Raw genomic sequence first — 18,264 nt, 5'->3', positions numbered from 1 at the left:
GTCAGCGGCCGCGACGGCCGCGCCCGGCCGGTGAGTCGAAGCGGAAGTGCACGAACAGGCGACCCCAGTTGTCGCCGTCCTTCTCGACCCGGTGGTAGAGCTGCTTGATCTCCTTCTGGTCGAGGAAGCGCAGCACCTTCTTCTTGAGCTGGCCGGACCCCTTACCGGGGATGATCTCGACCAGCGTCGCCTTCTTCTGGATGGCTTCGTCGATGATCCCGCGCAGCGCGCGGTCGATCTCCTGGCCTTTGTTGAAGATGTCGTGCAGGTCCAGCTTCAGCTTCACGGCCCGATCCTATGCGGCCGTGTTCACGTGTCCTCTGGATGAGTTCCAGGTCCCGAAACCCGCCGCGGCGACCCAGCCACGGGAATACGTTCATCTGGTCGCAATCAGTAACGAACCTGCAGGAGATCCCATGTCCCGGACCGCAAGAATGCGCTCGGCCTCGATGCGGATCGTGGCCGCCGCCTTGATTCTCGGCACGGTCGCCGCCGGTGCGGTGCCCGCCCAGGCGGCCGCCGGCGACTGGAAGCAGGAGGGCTTCGGCGCCGCCCGCACCTTCTCCAACCCCAACGAATCGATCATCACCGCGGCCAACGTCGGCGCGGCGCGCCTGCGCTGGTCCGTACGTCTGCCCGGTGAGTGCGGATTCCCACCGTTGTTGCCGACCGCACCGCTGGTGGCCGGCGGGCGGGTGTTCGTCCCGGACAACACCAAACTCGGCGCGTACCGTTCGACCACGGGCCGACTGCTGTGGAGCCACACGTGGCCGGCGCTGCTGGGCAGCGCACACGTGGCGTTCTCCAGCGGGCGGCTGCTGGCCGTCACGACGGGCTGCACGAACCACGGACAGGACAACGTCCTGCTGGCCCTCGACCCGACCACGGGCGCCGTGCGCTGGCAGGCACGGACCACGGCCCCGATGCGTTCACTGGTCGCCGACCGCGGGCTCGCGGTGGTCTCCGGATCCTCGGCGTCCGCCACACCGGCGGTAACTGCCTTCCGGATCACGGACGGGGCGCGTATGTGGCAACGCTCCGGCTTCCTGTCGTCCGGTGTCTCCGCGGGCGGCCGGATCCTGCTGAGCCGGGTCGGTGCGGCCGGGCTGACCGCGGTGTCGGCCACCACCGGCGCGACGCTCTGGAACGCCGCCCACGCATGGCAGGCGCTGGCCGCCAGCCCCGCCGGTGATCTCGTGTACGTCAAGGAGGGCTCCACCACCCTCGTGTGCCTGCGCGCGACCAACGGATCGGTGGTCTGGCGGGTACGTGATGCGGCCTTCCTCGGGGCACTGGCCACCGACGGTCGCCGGGTCTACGAACTGATCGTCAACGGATTCACCGCACGCCATGCGCGGACCGGCGCCCGGCAGTGGAGCGTCGACCTCGGGCAGGACCCGGGCCAGCCCAGCCTGGCCGGCGGCCTGCTGTACGCCAAGGACGAGAGCTCCGGACTCGCCATCCTGAACGTCACGAACGGCCGGGTGGTGGCACCTGGCGACCGGTTCGGGGTGTTCGACGAGCAGGAGCCGCAACCCCCGTCGGTGGCCAACGGCTGGCTCTTCCTGGACTCCGGCGTCACCGGCCAACTGGCGGCCTACGCGCCCTGACCTTCGCCGGCCGCGGGCGCTATGCGGCGCCCGCGGCCCGGCCGCCGTGCTCGCCCACCCACAACTGGACCCGGCGCAACGCCTCGGCGTAGTCGTCGTGCTGTTTCATCGCCGCGGCCAGCCGCAGGTGCGGCAGTGCTTCGGAGAACCGGCCCGCCCGCTCCAGGGTGCGGCCGAGCACGTGGTGGGCGTAATGGTCGGACGGATCCCGCTCGATCAGCACCCGTAACTGGGCCTCGGCTCCGCCCAGTTGCGCCGAGTTGAAGTACGCGCGGGCCAGCAGCTGCCGCACGGCCGCGTTGTGCGGCTCGGCCTCAAGGATCGGTTCGAGCAGGCGTGCGGCGCCGGCCGGGTCGCCGGACTCGAAGGCGAACGTCGCCCTGCGGTACTCGTCGAGTAGGTCCACGTCCACGCTCCCCACGCTCGCGCCAGAGGTGTCAACGCTGGCACAACAACCGGCGTTCGGCGAGTGTTCCGCCGAGCGGCGTCACAGCCCGGCAACCCACAGGTGCTACACAGGAACCGGAAAGTGCACGCATAGTTCGGCCGCCGACAGTGGGGGCATGACGATGGCGAACACGGACACCGAGCTGCGCCGCGCCGACGGCAGCCCGGTCCGGGTCCTGGTGGTCGACGACGAGCCCACCCTGGCCGAGCTGCTCTCGATGGCGCTGCGCTACGAGGGCTGGGAGGTGCGCAGCTCCGGCGACGGGCTGTCCGCGGTGCGGACGGCCCGCGACTTCCACCCGGACGCCGTCGTGCTGGACATGATGCTGCCCGACATCGACGGGCTGGAGGTGCTGCGCCGGCTGCGCGGCGAGGCGCCCGACGTGCCGGTGCTGTTCCTGACCGCCAAGGACGCGGTGGAGGACCGGATCACCGGGCTCACCGCGGGCGGCGACGACTACGTCACCAAGCCGTTCAGCCTCGAAGAGGTCGTGGCGCGGTTGCGCGGGCTGATGCGGCGCACCGGGCGCGGCGCCCTGCGTACGGAGTCGCAGCTCGTCGTCGGCGACCTCTCCCTGGACGAGGACAGCCACGAGGTACGCCGCGGCGGCGACCTGGTCACGCTCACGGCCACGGAGTTCGAGCTGCTGCGCTATCTCATGCGTAACCCGCGCCGGGTGCTCAGCAAGAGCCAGATCCTGGACCGGGTGTGGAACTACGACTTCGGCGGCCAGGCCAACGTGGTCGAGCTGTACATCTCGTACCTGCGCAAGAAGATCGACGCGGGCCGTGAGCCGATGATCCACACCATGCGCGGAGCGGGCTATGTCCTCCGGCCCGCAGGCTGAGGTGACGGCGGGACGGTGGCGGCATCCGTCCGGCTGGTCCCTGCGGGCCCGGCTGGTCGCCATCATGATCGCGCTGCTTACGGTGCTCGGCCTGGTGGTCGGCGCGACCGCGCAGATCTTCCTGCACAAGATCCTCTACCACCAGGTCGACGCGCAGCTCAGTGAGGCGGCCCAGCGCGCCGTCGGGGGTCCCCAGCGGGGACGGGAGGGCCGGTTCAACCCGACCGAACTGTGGGCAGACCAGCCACCGCCGGGAGCGCCGCCGGGCTCGATCGTCGTGGTCGTCGCCCCGCCCACCGCCGCGGCTCCCCCGGCTCCCGGAGCGGCTAATGGAACGGGCACCGCCACCGTCGTCGGCGGCGGGCGCGTGCAGTATCCCCAGGATCCCCAGGACGAATCGGGCACCGGTGGGCCTCGGGTGCGCGGGATCTACGCGGACCTGCCGGATTCTGCAAAGGCCACGCTCGCCCAGGTCGTCCCTGGTGAGGACCCCACCACGGTCGACCTGGACGAGCTCGGCTACTACCGGGCCGTGTCCGTGCCGACCCCGGACGGGGCGATCGTCACCGCCCTGCCGCTGGCCGGCACCCAGGAGGCGCTGCTCAAAGTCGCCGCGGTCACCGGCGTGGCGGTGCTCGCGGCGCTGCTGGCCGCCGGGTGGGCGGGCGCGATCATCGTGCGGCGCAACCTGCGCCCGCTGGAACGGATGGCGGCCACCGCCACCCGCGTCTCCGAACTGCGGCTCGACCGCGGCGAGGTGGAGCTGGCCCAGCGCGTCCCGGACACCGACACGGACGCGCGGACCGAGGTGGGCCGGGTCGGGGCGGCACTCAACCGGATGCTCGACCACGTCGGCAACGCCCTGGAGGCCCGGCACGCCAGCGAGATGCAGGTACGCCAGTTCGTCGCGGACGCCAGCCACGAACTGCGCACCCCGCTGGCCGCGATCCGCGGGTACGCGGAGCTGAGCCGCCGCAGCCGGGAGCCCGTACCCGAGGAGATCGGTCACGTGCTGCGCCGGGTCGAGTCGGAGGCGCAGCGGATGACCACGCTGGTCGAGGACCTGCTGCTGCTGGCCCGCCTGGACGCGGGCCGCCCGCTGGCCCACGACCCGGTGGACCTGACCGCCCTGGTCGTCGACGCGGTCAGCGACGCGCACGCGGCCGGGCCCCGGCACGACTGGCGGCTGGAGGTGCCCGAGGAGCCGGTCACGGTGCTCGGCGACTCCGCCCGGCTGCACCAGGTGCTGGCCAACCTGCTCGCGAACGCCCGTACGCACACCCCCGAGGGCACCGCCGTGACCGTCGCGGTGAGCGCGACCACCGACGGCGCCGTGCTGCGGGTGACGGACAGCGGTCCGGGCATCCCGGCCGAGCTGCAGCCGCACATCTTCGAGCGGTTCGCCCGGGGCGACAGCTCCCGGTCGCGGGCCGCGGGCAGCACCGGGCTGGGCCTGTCGATCGTGCACGCGGTGGTGACCGCGCACGCCGGCACGGTGGCCGTACGCAGCGAGCCGGGCCGCACCGAGTTCACGGTCCGGCTGCCGCTGCTGCAGGTGGCCGACCAGCAGTACGCCGCCCAGGCCCCCCGCTGACGACGGCACCGGCTATGCTGTCGGCGTGTCCCGTTGGTATTCGTGGTTTACGAGGCCGGCTCCCGCCGGTGCCTCGGCCATGACCCCATGACCTGAGACACCACGCCAGAGCCGGCCGAGGCAGCGACCACGTCGCTGCCTTTTCGTTTGTGACGAGCATGCCGGCTCGCGCTCGGGGCGCCGGCCCCGCGAGCGCCCGGCGGAAGGAAGACTGTCGTGACCATCCCCGAGGTGCAGCGGGTCCGGGACCAGCGCATCGAACAGGTCGTGCCGCTGATGAGCCCGGCGCTGCTGCACCACGAGCTGCCGCTGGTCGCCGACCTGCACGACACCGTGCTGGACAGCCGCCGCCAGGTCGAGGACATCGTCGAGGGCCGTGACCAGCGCCTGCTGGTCGTCGTCGGCCCCTGCTCGGTGCACGACCCGGACGCCGCCCGGGAGTACGCGGACCGCCTGCGCCACGAGGCGGCCCGGCTCGCCGACGACCTGCTGATCGTCATGCGGGTGTACTTCGAGAAGCCCCGCTCCACGGTCGGCTGGAAGGGCCTGATCAACGACCCGGCGCTGGACGGCACCGGCGACGTCGGCACCGGCCTGCGGGTCGCCCGGTCGCTGCTGCTGGAGGTGGTCCGCCAGGGTCTGCCGGTGGCGGTGGAATTCCTCGACCCGATCACGCCGCAGTACATCGCGGACACGGTGGCCTGGGGTGCGATCGGCGCCCGTACGGTCGAGTCGCAGGTGCACCGCCAGCTCGCCTCGGGGCTGTCGATGCCGATCGGCATGAAGAACCGCCCCGACGGCAGCATCTCCACCGCGATCGACGCGATCAACGCCGCGGCGGTGCCGCACGTCTTCCCCGGCATCGACTACTCGGGCACCCCGGCGATCCTGCACACCCGCGGAAACCCGGACTGCCACCTGGTGCTGCGCGGCGGGGGTGGCAAGCCGAACTACGCGGCGGCGGACGTGGCCGCGGCGCTCGCGCTGCTGGCCAAGGCGGGGCTGCCAGAGCGGCTGGTCATCGACTGCTCGCACGGCAACAGCGGCAAGGACCACCTGCGCCAGCCGTTGGTCGTCGACGACGTGGCCGCGCAGATGGAGGCGGGGCAGCACGGCATCGCCGGGGTGATGCTGGAGAGCTTCCTCGTACCGGGGCGCCAGGACCTGGGCGGCGAGCTCACGTACGGGCAGTCGGTCACGGACGCGTGCATGGGGTGGGAGCCGACCGTGGCGGTCCTGGACCGCCTCGCCCAGGCGGCCGCCAAGCGCCGCACGCTCTGACGTACCCCGGCCCGGTGATCAAGGTCATCGCCGGGCCACTGCGGCCGGGCCGCCACCTCAGCGTGACGACAGCCGCACCACGGGTGGGCGCCTCAAGGTGAACGACTCCAGAAGAACGTCTGAGGAGTCGCATGAAGAAGACACTGGCCCGCCTGCCGATCGCGACCGGCGCGGTCGTGGCGGTGCTCGCGTCGGTGGCCGGTCCCGCAGCCGCGACCGTGGTGGTGCCGCCCACCGCCCGCTCCGGCAGGCTCGTGCAGGTCGGCCCGATCGCCGACCACGGGTTCCCGACCTGGTTCCGGGACAGCAACAACGTCCGGCTGGAGGCGTGCATCACGCCGGACGACCCGCTGTGCCCGGCGCCGCCCGGGTCGGTGCCGGACCCGGCCCGGCCGGTGTCGTTCCCGGACAACTTCCCGGACGAGTTCTTCTACCAGCTCGGCGGTGCGAACCTCACGCTGCCCGGCGGCGTGAAGGCCACGATCGGGCTCGACCTGGAAGGCGCGTTCGCCACCGGGCCGGTCATCCCCGGCGACCAGGTGACGTTCGGCCGGGTCCGGATCCGGTTCGACGCACCGGCCGGGGCCCGCTACCGCATCACCCACCCGTACGGGGTCGACGACGTGGTCGCCGACGCCAAGAAGGGGGTGAACGTGACCGAGGACATCGGCCTGAGTCCAGGCGTTTTCGCGCAGGCCCTGAACAGCCGCATCGGCCCGTTCCTGACCTGGGATCCCGCGGTGGCACCCGCCGCCCCGGCCGGGTACGTCGGTGACCCCGCCGTCAACCACCAGGTCGTCGGGAGCCCGTACGGCACGAACTTCGTGCGCATCGAACGGCTCGATTCCACCGGCGCGGTGCTCGGCCAGGTGGGCTACACCGACCTGTTCAGTGTGCAGGGCCGGTACGCGACCCACGCGGGCGTGGACGTCGACCAGGCCACGTACAGCCGGGATCCGGACGGGACCGGCATGGTCGAGGTGCACGCGAGCAGCGAGGCCGACCAGGACATCCAGGTCATCGGGGATCCCTCGGCCGGATACGGCACCACCTCGCTGCGAGGCACCGGCGGCCACTACTACGGGCGGCTGCCGTTCACCGGCACGCTGACGCCGGGTGCCGCGGTCGATGTGGTCAACCTGACCGACCAGCCGGTCGCGACCAAGCGGCACGCCCTGACCGACGTCGTGACCGTCTACCAGGTCGACTACGACGCCGACGCGCAGACCCTGCGGGTGTTGGCCGGTTCCAGCGACCGGATGGCGCCTCCCACGCTGTCGGTGGCCGGGCTGGGGCCGATCACGGACGCCCCGTTCACCGGTGTCGCCGTGCCGCCCGGCATCGTGACGGTCACCTCGTCCGCGGGTGGGTCCGCGTCGACGCCCCTGGCCGGTTCCGGCGGTGGTTTCCTGCCGAAACCGCCGACGGGTGCGGCGACGGCGGTCTCCCCCGCGCGGACCGGTCAGACGGTACGCCTCGACGCCACCGCCTCGGCCGGAGTGATCTCCGGTTTCACGTGGACCCAGACCGCCGGTCCGGCCGTCACGCTGGCGGATCCGAACCGTCCGGTCGCCACGTTCGTCCCGGCCGTGGGCGGCCTGTACACGTTCGCGGTGACGGTCACGGGTCCCGGCGGCGTCGCCGCTCCGGTGAGCGTGTCCGTCGGGGTCAGCGGGGCCACCGCGAACGCGGGCGCCGACCTGACCGTGATCCGTGGCCGTCCGGTCACGCTGAACGGTACGGCCTCCACCTCGGCCGCCACCTGGTCGTGGCGTCAGGTGTCCGGCCCGGCGGCGCGGTTGACCGGTACGGCGACCGGCCGCCCCGCCGTCACCTACCCGGCGCTGACGCTGCCCGCAGCACCCGGCGGACGCCCGTTCACGTACCGCAACGACCCGGTGGTGATGGAGCTGACGGTCCGGGACGCGTACGGCGCCGGCACGGACCGGGTGGTGCTGCGGCCGCGGGCCGAGACGCTGTCGGGGCTGACGGTCCGCTACCGCAAGGGGACGAAGCAGTGGCAGCTCTCGGGCCGCAGCAGCCTGCATGCGGGTCAGCGGGTCGTGGTGGTTCTGGGCAGCAGGCTGACCGGCCGGGTGATCGGGCGAGCGGTGACGGTGCGTAGTGACGGAACGTTCAGCCTGCGGGCCACCGGCCCGTCGTGCGGCTCGCTGCGTACGGTCAGCCTCGTCACGACCACCGGCGGCGTGCGTCTCGGAGTCCGGGTCACCGTGACCCGGTGAACGGGTGAGTGGCGGCCCGGTAGCAGGTCATCCGAAGAAGAACCGGCGGACCTCCGCGCGGCAGAGGTTGACCGAGATCCAGGCCGCCACCACGAACAGGATGATTGCCGCGACGCCCACGAACGGGCCGAACAGGATGGCACCGGCGACGATCGACAGCATGACCAGCTCCGCGACGACCGCGAAGTACCAGCCCAGCGGCCGGCCGAGGCGGAACATCCGGGCCGACAGCACGAGCAGGATCGTGGCGCCCACCAGCGCCACGTAGATCGCGAAGAACATGGCGCTGCGGGACTCGCCCAGAACACGGGACAAAAACGACATCATCATCGTGACGATCGACAGGACGATCAGCGTCAGATACAGCTGAAGCAGCAGCATTGCCCGGGTCTGCTCGACAAACCGCGGTAACTCCGGTCGGGTCATGGCGAGTGAATGTAGTGGAGCCGGAGCGTCCGCGGGGGGCACGGTCACGCGTACCGCCATCAGGGCGAACGGACTCACAGAGGCAAGGGCCAAGGAACGGCCGAGCATGTGGCGATGTGACTATCAAAGCAACACGACCGAGTAGAGTGTCGCTATGATAGCTACATCGAGTGCCGATGATTTACGCTAGCCCGCCTCTGACCAGCGAGGACTCGACAGTCCTCGCAGAGATCCACGAGATGCGGCGGCATCTGGCAAGCGTGCTTCGCGCACCCCGCCGTTGGCAGGGCGGTCTGCGCCGAACGATGCTCGCGCGCGCCATTCGAGGATCCAACAGCATCGAGGGCTACGTGGTCGCGGAGGACGACGCAGCCGCCGCACTCGACGACGAGGCGCCGCTGAGCGCCGACGACCGGACCTGGGCGGAGATCCGGGGATACCGGCAGGCCCTCGGCTATGTGCTGCAGATGGCCGGGGATCCCCATTTCACGATCGACACATCGGCGATCCGTGGGATGCACTTCATGATGCTCGCCCACGACCTGAGCAAGAGCCCCGGCCAGTACCGGAGCGGTCCGATCTTCGTCCACGACGAACGCCACGACGCCGTCGTGTACGAGGGGCCGGACGCCGGCCGCGTGCCCGCCCTCATGGCCGAACTGGCCGACACGCTGCAGGCGGACGCCGACGTCGACCCCCTGGTCCGCGGCGCAATGGCCCACCTGAACCTCGTGATGATCCATCCGTTCCGCAACGGAAACGGCCGGATGGCTCGCGCACTGCAGACCCTGACCATCTCGCGGCAGACGATCATCGAACCGGCCTTCTCCAGCATCGAGGAGTGGCTCGGACACAACACCGACGACTACTACCAGGTTCTCGCGATCACCGGCCAGGGCTCGTGGCGGCCCCGCGCGGACGCGGGGTTGTGGTCCGCGTTCAATCTCCGGGCCCATCACATGCAGGCGCAGACCGTGGCGCAGCGGGTGGAGGAGGCGTCCGAGATCTGGAGCGAACTCGACCGGCTCGTCGACGGGCACCACCTCCCCGACCGGGTGACCGGGATGCTCTACGAGGCGGTGCTCGGCTACCGGGTGCGCCGGTCCGGGTACATGCGGATGGCCGAGGTCGAGAAACACACCGCAACCCGGGATCTCGGCCGCCTCGCCGAACTCGGGCTGCTGCAGGCGCAGGGCGAGACCCGCGGCCGGTACTACACCGCGGGAGAAACGCTCCGCGGAATTCGTACGCAATGCCGTGAGCGCCGCCGGCCCATTGCCGACCCGTACCCCTGGATGCGGTCCCGGCTCGCCGCGGGCGGCCGGCCACGGCCCAGCGGCGGGGACGGACTCACAGGAGGCGCATAGGGAGGGCACAAGGGCGGGACAGCGGGCGGGCCGAGAGTCATCACGTACGCATCCGCTCATCCCGGAGGATTTCCGATGACCTCGACGTTGCCCGTTCCGCCGATGGCGGCCCCGGTGGAGTCCCCGCCGCCGCCCCCGACGGACCGTCACCGCTCCCGGTGGTCGGCGTTCCTGCGCGGACCCGCCACCGACCCGGCCTGGGCCCGGCCCACGCTGCTCGCCCTGCTCGCGGCCACCGCGGTGCTCTACCTGTGGGGCCTGGGCGCGTCCGGCTGGGGGAACGCGTTCTACTCCGCCGCGGCCCAGGCCGGCTCGGTGAGCTGGAAGGCGTTCTTCTACGGCTCCTCCGACGCGGCCAACTCGATCACGGTCGACAAGACGCCCGCCTCGCTGTGGGTCATGGCGCTGTCCGTACGCATGTTCGGCCTCAGCTCGTGGAGCCTGCTCGTCCCGCAGGCGCTGATGGGCGTCGCCACGGTCGGGCTGCTGTACGCCACGGTGCGCCGCTGGTTCGGCCCGGCCGCCGGGCTGATCGCCGGGGCGGTGTCGGCGCTGACCCCGGTGGCCGTGCTGATGTTCCGGTTCAACAACCCGGACGCGCTGCTCGTGCTGCTGATGGTGGCCGGGGCGTACGCGACCGTGCGGGCCATCGAGCGCGGCGCCACCAAGTGGCTCGTGCTGGCCGGCGTCCTGGTCGGCTTCGGCTTCCTCACCAAGATGCTGCAGGCGCTGCTGGTGGTGCCCGCGTACGCGCTGGCGTACCTGATCGCCGGGCCGCCGCGGCTGGGCAAGCGGATCGGGCAGCTCCTGCTGGCCGGGCTCGCGGTCGTCGTCTCGGCCGGGTGGTACATCGCGATCGTGGAGCTGGTGCCCGCCTCGATGCGCCCGTACATCGGTGGGTCGCAGAACAACAGCCTGCTGGAGCTGACGCTGGGCTACAACGGGCTGGGCCGGTTGAGCGGCAACGAGACCGGCAGTGTCGGCGGTGGCGGCGGGCCGGGCGGCGGCGGCTGGGGCGAGACCGGGCTGCTGCGCATGTTCGACGCCGACCAGGGTGGACAGATCTCCTGGCTGCTGCCCGCGGCGCTGATCGTGCTCGTCGCCGGGCTCGTGCTGACCGCCCGCGCGGCCCGGACGGACCAGCGGCGCGCCGGACTGGTCCTGTGGGGCGGCTGGCTGTTGGGCACGGGTCTGGTCTTCAGCATGATGCAGGGCATCTTCCACGCGTACTACACCGTCGCGCTGGCCCCGGCCGTGGGCGCGGTGGTGGGCATGGGCGCGGTCATGTTGTGGCGCGCCCGGCACCACGTGTTCGCGGCGGGGGCCCTGGCCGCGGCGGTCGCGGTGACCGCCTGGTGGTCGTACGTCCTGCTGGGCCGCAGCGCCGACTTCCTGCCCTGGCTGCGCTGGGTGGTGCTGGTCGCCGGGCTGGCCGCGGCGGCGGGTGTCTTCGGTGCGGCACTGCGGCTGCCCGCCCGGATCGCGGCGGTGAGCGCCGGGTTCGCGCTGGCGGCGGTGCTGGCCGGTCCGGCCGCGTACGCGGTGCAGACCGCCGGGCAGCCGCACACCGGTTCGATCCCGACGGCGGGACCGGCCGTGGCGGGTGGCGGCTTCGGCGGGCCGGGCGGCGCACGGCGCGCCGGGCGCGGCTTCCCGGGCGGCGGCTTCCCGGGCGGAGGCTTCCCCGGCGGCGGGTTCCCCGGCGGCGGCAACGGTCCCGGCGGGTTCGGTCCGGGTGGGTTCCCGGGCGGCTTCGGGCCAGGCAACTCCCAGGGCAACTCTCAGGGCGGGACCGCACCGGGGGGCACCGGCGGGTTCCCCGGCAACGGGACGGCCCCGCAGGGCGGGACCGCGACCACCCCCGGCGGCGGGACCACCTCTCCAGGCGGCACGACCGGCGGATTCCCGCGTGGCGGCATGCGCGGCGGCGGCCTGCTCGACGCGGCCAACGTCAGCGCCGAGATGAAGTCGCTGCTGGAGGCGAACGCCGACTCGTACACGTGGGTGGCGGCGGCGGTGGGCTCGCAGAGCGCGTCGGGTTACCAGCTGGCGACCGGCAAGCCGGTGATGCCGGTCGGCGGCTTCAACGGCAGCGACCCGTCGCCCACCCTGGCCCAGTTCCAGCAGTACGTCCGCGAAGGGAAGATCCACTACTTCATCGGCGGTGGCGGCTTCGGCGGCCCCGGTGCGCAGACGGCAGGCGCCGGCACAAACGGCGGGACCACGAACGGCGGGACCACGCCCGCCCGGGGTGCCGGGCAGAGCGGTGGCAGCCGCGCCAGTTCCGAGATCGCCCAGTGGGTGGCCGCGAACTACACCGCCCAGACCGTCGGCAACACCACCGTGTACGACCTGACCGCGCCGGCCACGGCCTCGTGACGACGCACCACACCGGCCCGCAGGCGGCTCCCGTTATCGGGGGCCGTCTGCGCGGCATGCCCGAAGTGGACGGCAGGGTCGACCTGGGCGGCCGGGTCGACCTGGGCGGCCAGTTCGACCCGGGCGGCCGGGTCGACCCGGGCGGCGGGTCGACCTGGGCGGCCGCGGGGACGTGGAAGGCGGGGTCGCAGCGGTGAGCACTCACAGGGCCGGCACAGCATCGGCACACTTGGGGCAAAGCACCGCCGCCGACCGTAGGGGCATGAGCCTTTCGACGACGCTTCCCTCCGCCGCGGCCCCCACCACGCCGCTGACCTCCCCCGTACTCGACGTGGTCGTCCCGGTCTTCAACGAGGAGATCGATCTGGAGCCGTCGGTGCGCCGCCTGCACGCGCACCTGGCCACCCAATTCCCCTACCGGTTCCGGATCACGATCGCGGACAACGCCAGCACCGACGCCACCGCGGACGTCGCCGCCCGGCTGGCCGCCGAACTGCCCGGCGTCGCCTCGGTACGGCTGGCCGAGAAGGGCCGCGGCCGCGCCCTCAAACACGTGTGGAGCGGGTCGGACGCCGCGGTGCTGGCGTACATGGACGTGGACCTGTCGACCGACCTGGCCGCGCTGCTGCCGCTGGTCGCGCCGCTCATCTCGGGTCACTCGGACCTGGCGATCGGGTCCCGGCTGTCGCCCGGTTCCCGGGTCGTACGCGGCGCCAAGCGCGAGTTCATCTCCCGCAGCTACAACCTGATCCTGCGCCGCACGCTGTCGGCCCGGTTCTCCGACGCCCAGTGCGGCTTCAAGGCGATCCGTGCGGACGTCGCCGCCCGGCTGCTGCCGCTGGTCGAGGACACCGGATGGTTCTTCGACACCGAGATGCTGGTGCTGGCCGAGCGGTCGGGGCTGCGTATCCACGAGGTGCCGGTGGACTGGGTGGACGACCCGGACAGCCGCGTCGACATCGTGGCGACCGCGGTCGCCGATCTCCACGGCATCGTCCGGCTGGCTCGCGGCCTGGCCTCCGGGCGCCTGCCCGTGGCGACGCTGCGCGAACAGCTCGGCCGTAATCCGCTGCCGGTCGCGGGTGTCCCGGCCGGGCTGACCGGTCAGCTGCTGCGGTTCGCCGGGGTCGGCATCGCGAGCACCCTGGCGTACCTGGTGCTGTATGCGCTGCTGCGGGTGGTGGTCGACCCGCAAGCGGCGAACCTCGTCGCGCTGCTGGCCACCGCGGTGGCCAATACGGCGGCGAACCGGCGGCTGACGTTCGGGGTCCGGGGCACCGACCGGGTGTGGCGGCAGCAGGCGCAGGGCCTGCTGGTTTTTGCGATCGGTCTCGGGCTGACCAGCGGCGCGCTGGCGATGCTGGGCACGGCCGACGGCGGGGCGTCACGGGTGGTCGAGCTGGCCGCGCTCGTGGTCGCGAACCTGGTGGCCACGGGCGTGCGGTTCCTGCTGATGCGCATCTGGGTGTTCCGCGCCGCGCGGGCGGAGGGCTAGGTGGACGGCGATCGCAGAGCGGTCAGGTGTACCGTACGGTCGCCTCGGGCACGGCCCGGGCTCGGGCCACGGCGGCCGCCTCCGCGTCCAGCTGCCGGCGAGCCGCGGCGTTCAGCCCACCGAACGGCGTGACGGTCAGCTCGACCCGTTTGGCCGCCAGCTTGGCCCGCCACACCCCGGCGATCTCACCGTCCAGCAGCACGGCCCCCGGATTGCCCAGCACCCGCCACACCTCCCGCTGCTGCTTGCGGTCGGGGACCAGCACGTCGCGGTCGCGCGCCTGCAGCAGGGCGTCCATCGGGGGCAGCAGCCGCACCCCGGGCGCGGGGGCGGCCTTGCGCAGCGCGGCCACCCGATCCTCCGGCAACCACACGGTACGGCCGTCCACCCGCACCTGGGCGAGGCCGTCCGGCCACACGGTACGCAGTTCGGCCGTGGTGCTGCCGAGGTACTTCGCCACCGCCGCGGGCGCGGCCGGGCCGAGCAGCCGCAGGTACGTGGTGATGAGCTCGCCGATCCCCGCATTGGCCGTGGGGCGAGCGGGGCCGCCCGGGATCGGCCCGAGCATGGCGTCGCGCCCGCGGGACTCGACCTGCACCCCGCCCGCGAGCCCCGCGTGCTGGAACACCGTCCCGGCGATGTGCCGGGCCCCGCAGGCCCGGCAGTCGTACGTGAGCGAGCGCGGCACCCGCGCGCTGACCTGGGTGCTGACCTCGCCGCGCGGCATCGTCTCCGTGAGCACCTCGCGGAACGCGTCCGCGGTGGCCACGAACGCGGCGAGGCCGAGCTTCATCCCCTCGGGAATCTGGCCGCTGGTGATCCGGGCGGTCGCGTCCGCGTCGCTGACCGGCCACAACTGGGCGACCAGGGCGGGCAGATCGGTACGCCGGTGCAGGTGCGGGGCACCGCGCGCGGCCCACACCAGGATGAGGCGGTCGTCGTCGAGCTTGGCGGTCGTGCGGGCGGCGAGCCCGACCCGTGCGGAGTCCGGCGTGTACTCCTGCACGCCGAGGTCGAGCACCGCGAGGTCGGCGGGACGCTTCCGGCCGCGGGTGGCCAGTCCGAGTGCTTCGACCCGGAACGCCATCACCTGGCCACGGTCCACGTCGAGCACGGCGGCCTCCCGCAGACGGGGCGCTCGCCGCGTTCGCCGAGCGCAGGGTTCAGGTGCGCCGACCGTAGCGCCGGGCGGCGACGTTGCGCAGGCGTTCCAGCCGACCCGGGCCGCGGGCGACGACGAGTTCCCACGTGTCGAGGCTGCTCGGGCCGTACGGGCCTTCCTGCAGGATCGGCGCCTCCCCGGTGAGCCGGTACCCGCACCGGCGGGCCACCGCGGTGCTGGAGATGTTGCCGGGGTCGATGCGCAGCAGCAGCCGGCGCAACTCCAGCGTCTCGTGCGCGTACCCGGACAGCAGGGTGAGCGCGCGGGTCGCGAGCCCGCGGCGGCGGTGGTGCGCCCCCACGAGGTATCCCAGCTCGGCCTCGCGCAGTCCGGCGTCCACGCCGAACAGCAGGACCTCCCCCAGCGCCGCGCTGCCGTCCGCGGTGATCGCGAGCTGGATCCGCTGCCCGTTGATCCGGCCCTGGTGGGCCCGCTTGAGGTATGCCTCCCCGGCCTCGGTGTCGAACGGGGACGGCATCGGTGTCCACCGTGCTACGTCCGCCTCGTCCAGCAGCGCCACGAGATCGTCCAGGTCCTCGGGCCGCCATTCACGCAGCGTGATGCCGTCGCCGGTCAGGGTGATCGGATGAGGCAGTCGGCCGGGGGTGGTCATGGCCCGATCCTGCCCGTAAAGGGCGGGTTCCGGCCAGTAGCGGTGACGCGGATCAGCGTGAATGAGCGCTCACGTTCATCCTTAGGCTGATCCGGGGCAGGGCAGGTCAGGACGCCGGGGTGTCGAACCCGGCCCGTGTCATCCGGCCCCAGGTCGCCTCCTTGCCCCGCCACGCCTGCCACGCGCCGCGGACCTGGAAGTAGGCCATGGCCTGGCGGTACCCGAGGCTCTCCAGGAACGCGGCGGCCAGTCCCTTGCCGATGTCGCTCCAGCGCGGATACCGGTGGAACGACATCTCCTCCAGCAACAGCGCGGCCATGCTGACCAGGATCCCGTAGCCGTAGGCCGCCAGCGCGAAGCGCCACGCGAAGTCGATGTTCACCGCGCCGAGCAGCAGGCCCAACGGAACCAGGACCAGCGCCACCGCCTCGACGAACGGCGCGAGCAGCTCGAAGAACACGTAGTACGGCAGCGCGAGGAGCCCGACCCGGCCGTACCGGGGATTGCCGATCATGGCGCGGTGGTTGCGCAGGACCTCGGCGAGGCCGCGGTGCCACCGGCGCCGCTGCCGCCCGAGCACCCGCATGGTGGAGGGCGCTTCGCTCCAGCAGACCGGCTCGGGTACGAACACCAGCTTGTAGTCCTCCTTGGCGGCGCGCAGCCGCCGGTGCAGCCGGACGACCACCTCGGCGTCCTCACCGACGGTGTCCAGCGCCATCCCGCCCACGCCGACCAGCAGGTCGCGGCGGAACACACCGAACGCGCCCGAGATCACGACCAGCCCGCCGATGCGCGACCATCCGGTACGGCCGGTCAGGAACGCCCGCAGGTATTCCACCACCTGGATGCGTACCAGCCACCGGCGTGGCATCCGCACCTCCACGACGCGGCCTCCCACGATTTTGCAGTCGTTGGCGATGCGAACGACACCACCGGCCCCGGCAACGCGTAGCGGGTCGTCGGCGAACGGCTTGACCGCCGCCAGCAACGCGTCGTGGTCGAGCACGGAGTCGGCGTCGATCATGCACACGAGGTCGTTTCCGGCGAGGTTGATGCCGACGTTCAGGGAGTCGGCCTTGCCGCCGTTCTCCTTGCGTGCCACGACCAGGGTGTCGGGTTCGGAGCGGGCGACGTGCACGGAGCGGACGGCACCCCGGTGCGGCACGTCGCCGGCCACCACGTACGGCAGCTCGACGAGGTCGAACTGCTCACGCAGCCGTTCGAAGGTGTCGTCCGTCGACCCGTCGTCGATCACCACCACCTGGAACCGCGGGTAGCGCAGGGCGAGCAGCGCCTGGATCGCGGGGACGATGACCGGGCCCTCGTTGTGCGCGGGGACGAGCAGCGACACCGACGGGGTCAGCGGGTTCCGGAACAGGTCGTCCGTCCCGGCGACCGGGGCGCGCCGCAGGGACTGTGCGAACTCGACCGCCGCCAGCCCGATCAGCGCGAGATAGCTCGTATTGATCAGGATGAAGTAGCCGAAGATCAGGTGGTCCGCGAAGTCGACCGCGGCCCGCAGCCACGCGCTGTCCACGCCGGTCCCCTACTCGAACCCGGGTCGCTTCACCGGGTGGGGCCGGTTCGGACCGGCGGCGCGGCCGGTGCCGGGGCGGCGGCCGGTGCCGGCGTGACGGGCCGTCCCGCCGGGGCGCTCAGCGCGGCCAGCGCGAGTGCCTGCCGGGCGTGGGCGGCCGGCATCGAGATCGGCTCGCTGCCGATCCCGACGACGCCGCCGGCAGATCCGGGTACGCCCGTTTCCACCTGCTGTCGCTCTGCGTGGCGCCCGGGACGGTCGTCGGCGACCGCGGTCAGGTGGGCGATGCCGGCCGGGCCGACCCGGCGCAGCGCCTGGGCGGCCTCGTGGGCGACCGGGTACGACGGATCGTCGAGCAAACCGGCCAGCGCGTCGCTCGCGGACGCCGCGCCGATGTCGCCGAGCGCCCGGGCGGCGGCGGCGCGCAGCTGGTCCGTATTCCCGAGCTCGGTGACCTCCAGCAGCGGCGCCACCGCGGACCGGCCGCCGAGCCGGCCGAGCGCGCGTACCGCCGCCAGCCGGACGTCGGGGTCCTGCTCGTCGTGCAGCAGCTCGGTGATCCCGGGAACGGACCGGGTCGCCCCGATCAGTCCCAGCGCGTCCAGCGCGGTGGTGCGGATCAGCGGCTCACGGTCGCGCAGCGCGGCGTCCAGCGCGGGCACCGCGCCCGTACCGATCCGGGCGAGGGCGTGCGCGACGAGGTGGGCGGGCACCGGCCGGGTGAGGGAGGCCAGCAGCGGGCTGGCCGCCGCGGGTTCACCGATGGCGCCGAGCGCGCGGGCGGCCACCACCCGTACGTCGGGTTGGCGGTCCGCGAGCAGCCCGCAGATCTCCGGCACCGCGTGCAGGCGGCGCAGGTGGCCCAGGATCTCGGCGGCGCGGGCCCGGCGCACCGGGTCACGGCTGGTGAGCTGCGCCAGCGCCCGGTCTCCGACGCCGCGCTGCTCGAACACGTCGGCGAGAGCCCGATGGGCGTCCCCGCGTACTTTGCCGAGTAGTTCGACGGCGGCCGGCTCGACGGCCTGCCAGGCGCGCGGCGGGATCGCCAGCAGTTCGTCGGTGCCGCTCTCCCCGCTGTCCGCGACGAACGCGAGCAGCGCCCGGCGGGGGGCCGCTGCCAGCCGGTCCCGGCGGCGCTGCCGCATCTTGCGGATCACGCGAATCAACGCGGCGGCGATGATGAGGACCGCGATGGCTCCGGCAAGTACGAGGATGGCGACGGTCACGGCGTTTTGCATTATGGGCGATGATATCCGCGCTTA

General features: G+C 72.6%; 16 protein-coding genes. 9 read left to right on the top strand and 7 right to left on the bottom strand.

Annotated features, from left to right (window positions below):
- Nucleotide 1: 1 nt before the first annotated feature.
- Nucleotides 2-286, bottom strand: coding sequence for a Smr/MutS family protein (locus ACMCNK_RS26305; protein ID WP_412739037.1), 285 nt, complete (start codon nucleotides 284-286; stop codon nucleotides 2-4).
- A gap of 130 nt (nucleotides 287-416) precedes the next feature.
- On the opposite strand from ACMCNK_RS26305, the gene ACMCNK_RS26300 reads away from it, so the two are divergent.
- Nucleotides 417-1,610 (top strand): PQQ-binding-like beta-propeller repeat protein, encoded by a 1,194-nt coding sequence (locus ACMCNK_RS26300; RefSeq protein WP_412739036.1) that lies wholly within the window; start codon nucleotides 417-419, stop codon nucleotides 1,608-1,610.
- Between the two features lie 19 nt (nucleotides 1,611-1,629).
- On the opposite strand, the gene ACMCNK_RS26295 is transcribed toward ACMCNK_RS26300, so the two are convergent.
- Complete coding sequence (locus ACMCNK_RS26295) at nucleotides 1,630-2,016, bottom strand: tetratricopeptide repeat protein (RefSeq protein ID WP_412740999.1); 387 nt, start codon at nucleotides 2,014-2,016, stop codon at nucleotides 1,630-1,632.
- A 157-nt stretch (nucleotides 2,017-2,173) separates the two neighbouring features.
- Here ACMCNK_RS26295 and ACMCNK_RS26290 point away from each other — a divergent pair, with 157 nt between their 5' ends.
- The 4 genes from ACMCNK_RS26290 to ACMCNK_RS26275 all read left to right on the top strand — a co-directional run bounded on the left by ACMCNK_RS26290 (nucleotide 2,174) and on the right by ACMCNK_RS26275 (nucleotide 8,023).
- Complete coding sequence (locus ACMCNK_RS26290; protein WP_412739035.1) at nucleotides 2,174-2,905, top strand: response regulator transcription factor; 732 nt, start codon at nucleotides 2,174-2,176, stop codon at nucleotides 2,903-2,905.
- Nucleotides 2,883-4,499 carry a sensor histidine kinase gene (locus tag ACMCNK_RS26285; protein WP_412739034.1) on the top strand — a complete coding sequence of 539 codons (1,617 nt, stop codon included), beginning with the start codon at nucleotides 2,883-2,885 and terminating at the stop codon, nucleotides 4,497-4,499. Before ACMCNK_RS26290 ends, ACMCNK_RS26285 begins: the two co-directional genes overlap by 23 nt.
- A 216-nt stretch (nucleotides 4,500-4,715) precedes the next feature.
- Nucleotides 4,716-5,780 (top strand): 3-deoxy-7-phosphoheptulonate synthase, encoded by a 1,065-nt coding sequence (locus tag ACMCNK_RS26280; RefSeq protein WP_412739033.1) that lies wholly within the window; start codon nucleotides 4,716-4,718, stop codon nucleotides 5,778-5,780.
- A 131-nt stretch (nucleotides 5,781-5,911) separates the two neighbouring features.
- Entirely contained in the window at nucleotides 5,912-8,023 is a 2,112-nt protein-coding gene (locus tag ACMCNK_RS26275; RefSeq protein WP_412739032.1) for a PKD domain-containing protein, read from the top strand.
- Nucleotides 8,024-8,050: 27 nt separating this feature from the next.
- Here the strand turns inward: ACMCNK_RS26275 and ACMCNK_RS26270 are convergent, their stop codons facing one another.
- The gene (locus tag ACMCNK_RS26270) at nucleotides 8,051-8,449 is read right to left on the bottom strand and encodes a hypothetical protein (RefSeq protein ID WP_412739031.1); all 399 of its coding nucleotides are present in this window, start codon (nucleotides 8,447-8,449) and stop codon (nucleotides 8,051-8,053) included.
- A 176-nt stretch (nucleotides 8,450-8,625) separates the two neighbouring features.
- Here ACMCNK_RS26270 and ACMCNK_RS26265 point away from each other — a divergent pair, with 176 nt between their 5' ends.
- From ACMCNK_RS26265 to ACMCNK_RS26250, 4 genes are all read left to right on the top strand, one after another.
- Nucleotides 8,626-9,816 carry a Fic family protein gene (locus ACMCNK_RS26265; RefSeq protein WP_412739030.1) on the top strand — a complete coding sequence of 397 codons (1,191 nt, stop codon included), beginning with the start codon at nucleotides 8,626-8,628 and terminating at the stop codon, nucleotides 9,814-9,816.
- Nucleotides 9,817-9,891: 75 nt separating this feature from the next.
- On the top strand, nucleotides 9,892-12,195 hold the full coding sequence (locus ACMCNK_RS26260; RefSeq protein ID WP_412739029.1) for an ArnT family glycosyltransferase: 2,304 nt from the start codon (nucleotides 9,892-9,894) through the stop codon (nucleotides 12,193-12,195).
- A 56-nt stretch (nucleotides 12,196-12,251) separates the two neighbouring features.
- Nucleotides 12,252-12,392, top strand: a complete 141-nt coding sequence (locus ACMCNK_RS26255) for a hypothetical protein (RefSeq protein WP_412739028.1) — start codon at nucleotides 12,252-12,254, stop codon at nucleotides 12,390-12,392.
- 65 nt (nucleotides 12,393-12,457) lie between these two features.
- Entirely contained in the window at nucleotides 12,458-13,690 is a 1,233-nt protein-coding gene (locus ACMCNK_RS26250; protein WP_412739027.1) for a glycosyltransferase, read from the top strand.
- Between the two features lie 22 nt (nucleotides 13,691-13,712).
- Here ACMCNK_RS26250 and ACMCNK_RS26245 read toward each other — a convergent pair whose 3' ends face one another.
- The 4 genes from ACMCNK_RS26245 to ACMCNK_RS26230 all read right to left on the bottom strand — a co-directional run bounded on the left by ACMCNK_RS26245 (nucleotide 13,713) and on the right by ACMCNK_RS26230 (nucleotide 18,240).
- Complete coding sequence (locus tag ACMCNK_RS26245) at nucleotides 13,713-14,804, bottom strand: DNA glycosylase AlkZ-like family protein (protein WP_412739026.1); 1,092 nt, start codon at nucleotides 14,802-14,804, stop codon at nucleotides 13,713-13,715.
- Nucleotides 14,805-14,853: 49 nt separating this feature from the next.
- A complete protein-coding gene (locus tag ACMCNK_RS26240; RefSeq protein ID WP_412739025.1) occupies nucleotides 14,854-15,465 on the bottom strand; it encodes a GNAT family N-acetyltransferase in 612 nt (203 codons plus the stop codon).
- 106 nt (nucleotides 15,466-15,571) lie between these two features.
- On the bottom strand, nucleotides 15,572-17,002 hold the full coding sequence (locus tag ACMCNK_RS26235; RefSeq protein WP_412739024.1) for a glycosyltransferase family 2 protein: 1,431 nt from the start codon (nucleotides 17,000-17,002) through the stop codon (nucleotides 15,572-15,574).
- Between the two features lie 29 nt (nucleotides 17,003-17,031).
- Nucleotides 17,032-18,240, bottom strand: coding sequence for a HEAT repeat domain-containing protein (locus ACMCNK_RS26230; RefSeq protein WP_412739023.1), 1,209 nt, complete (start codon nucleotides 18,238-18,240; stop codon nucleotides 17,032-17,034).
- Nucleotides 18,241-18,264: the final 24 nt, after the last annotated feature.

It is taken from the genome of Krasilnikovia sp. MM14-A1259 (genome assembly GCF_047159535.1).
Lineage (GTDB): Bacteria > Actinomycetota > Actinomycetes > Mycobacteriales > Micromonosporaceae > Actinoplanes.
The sequence above is the reverse complement of the archived record's forward strand: the minus strand, read 5'-3'. Positions and strand labels throughout refer to the sequence as shown.

What these genes read in the sequence shown, in the direction of transcription:
- ACMCNK_RS26300 (WP_412739036.1), top strand. Translation starts at nt 417, where the DNA reads ATGTCCCGGACCGCAAGAATGCGCTCGGCCTCGATGCGGATCGTGGCC.
- ACMCNK_RS26290 (WP_412739035.1), top strand. Translation starts at nt 2,174, where the DNA reads ATGACGATGGCGAACACGGACACCGAGCTGCGCCGCGCCGACGGCAGC.
- ACMCNK_RS26285 (WP_412739034.1), top strand. Translation starts at nt 2,883, where the DNA reads ATGTCCTCCGGCCCGCAGGCTGAGGTGACGGCGGGACGGTGGCGGCAT.
- ACMCNK_RS26275 (WP_412739032.1), top strand. Translation starts at nt 5,912, where the DNA reads ATGAAGAAGACACTGGCCCGCCTGCCGATCGCGACCGGCGCGGTCGTG.
- ACMCNK_RS26270 (WP_412739031.1), bottom strand. Translation starts at nt 8,449, where the DNA reads ATGACCCGACCGGAGTTACCGCGGTTTGTCGAGCAGACCCGGGCAATG.
- ACMCNK_RS26265 (WP_412739030.1), top strand. Translation starts at nt 8,626, where the DNA reads ATGATTTACGCTAGCCCGCCTCTGACCAGCGAGGACTCGACAGTCCTC.
- ACMCNK_RS26260 (WP_412739029.1), top strand. Translation starts at nt 9,892, where the DNA reads ATGACCTCGACGTTGCCCGTTCCGCCGATGGCGGCCCCGGTGGAGTCC.
- ACMCNK_RS26255 (WP_412739028.1), top strand. Translation starts at nt 12,252, where the DNA reads ATGCCCGAAGTGGACGGCAGGGTCGACCTGGGCGGCCGGGTCGACCTG.
- ACMCNK_RS26250 (WP_412739027.1), top strand. Translation starts at nt 12,458, where the DNA reads ATGAGCCTTTCGACGACGCTTCCCTCCGCCGCGGCCCCCACCACGCCG.
- ACMCNK_RS26240 (WP_412739025.1), bottom strand. Translation starts at nt 15,465, where the DNA reads ATGACCACCCCCGGCCGACTGCCTCATCCGATCACCCTGACCGGCGAC.
- ACMCNK_RS26230 (WP_412739023.1), bottom strand. Translation starts at nt 18,240, where the DNA reads ATGCAAAACGCCGTGACCGTCGCCATCCTCGTACTTGCCGGAGCCATC.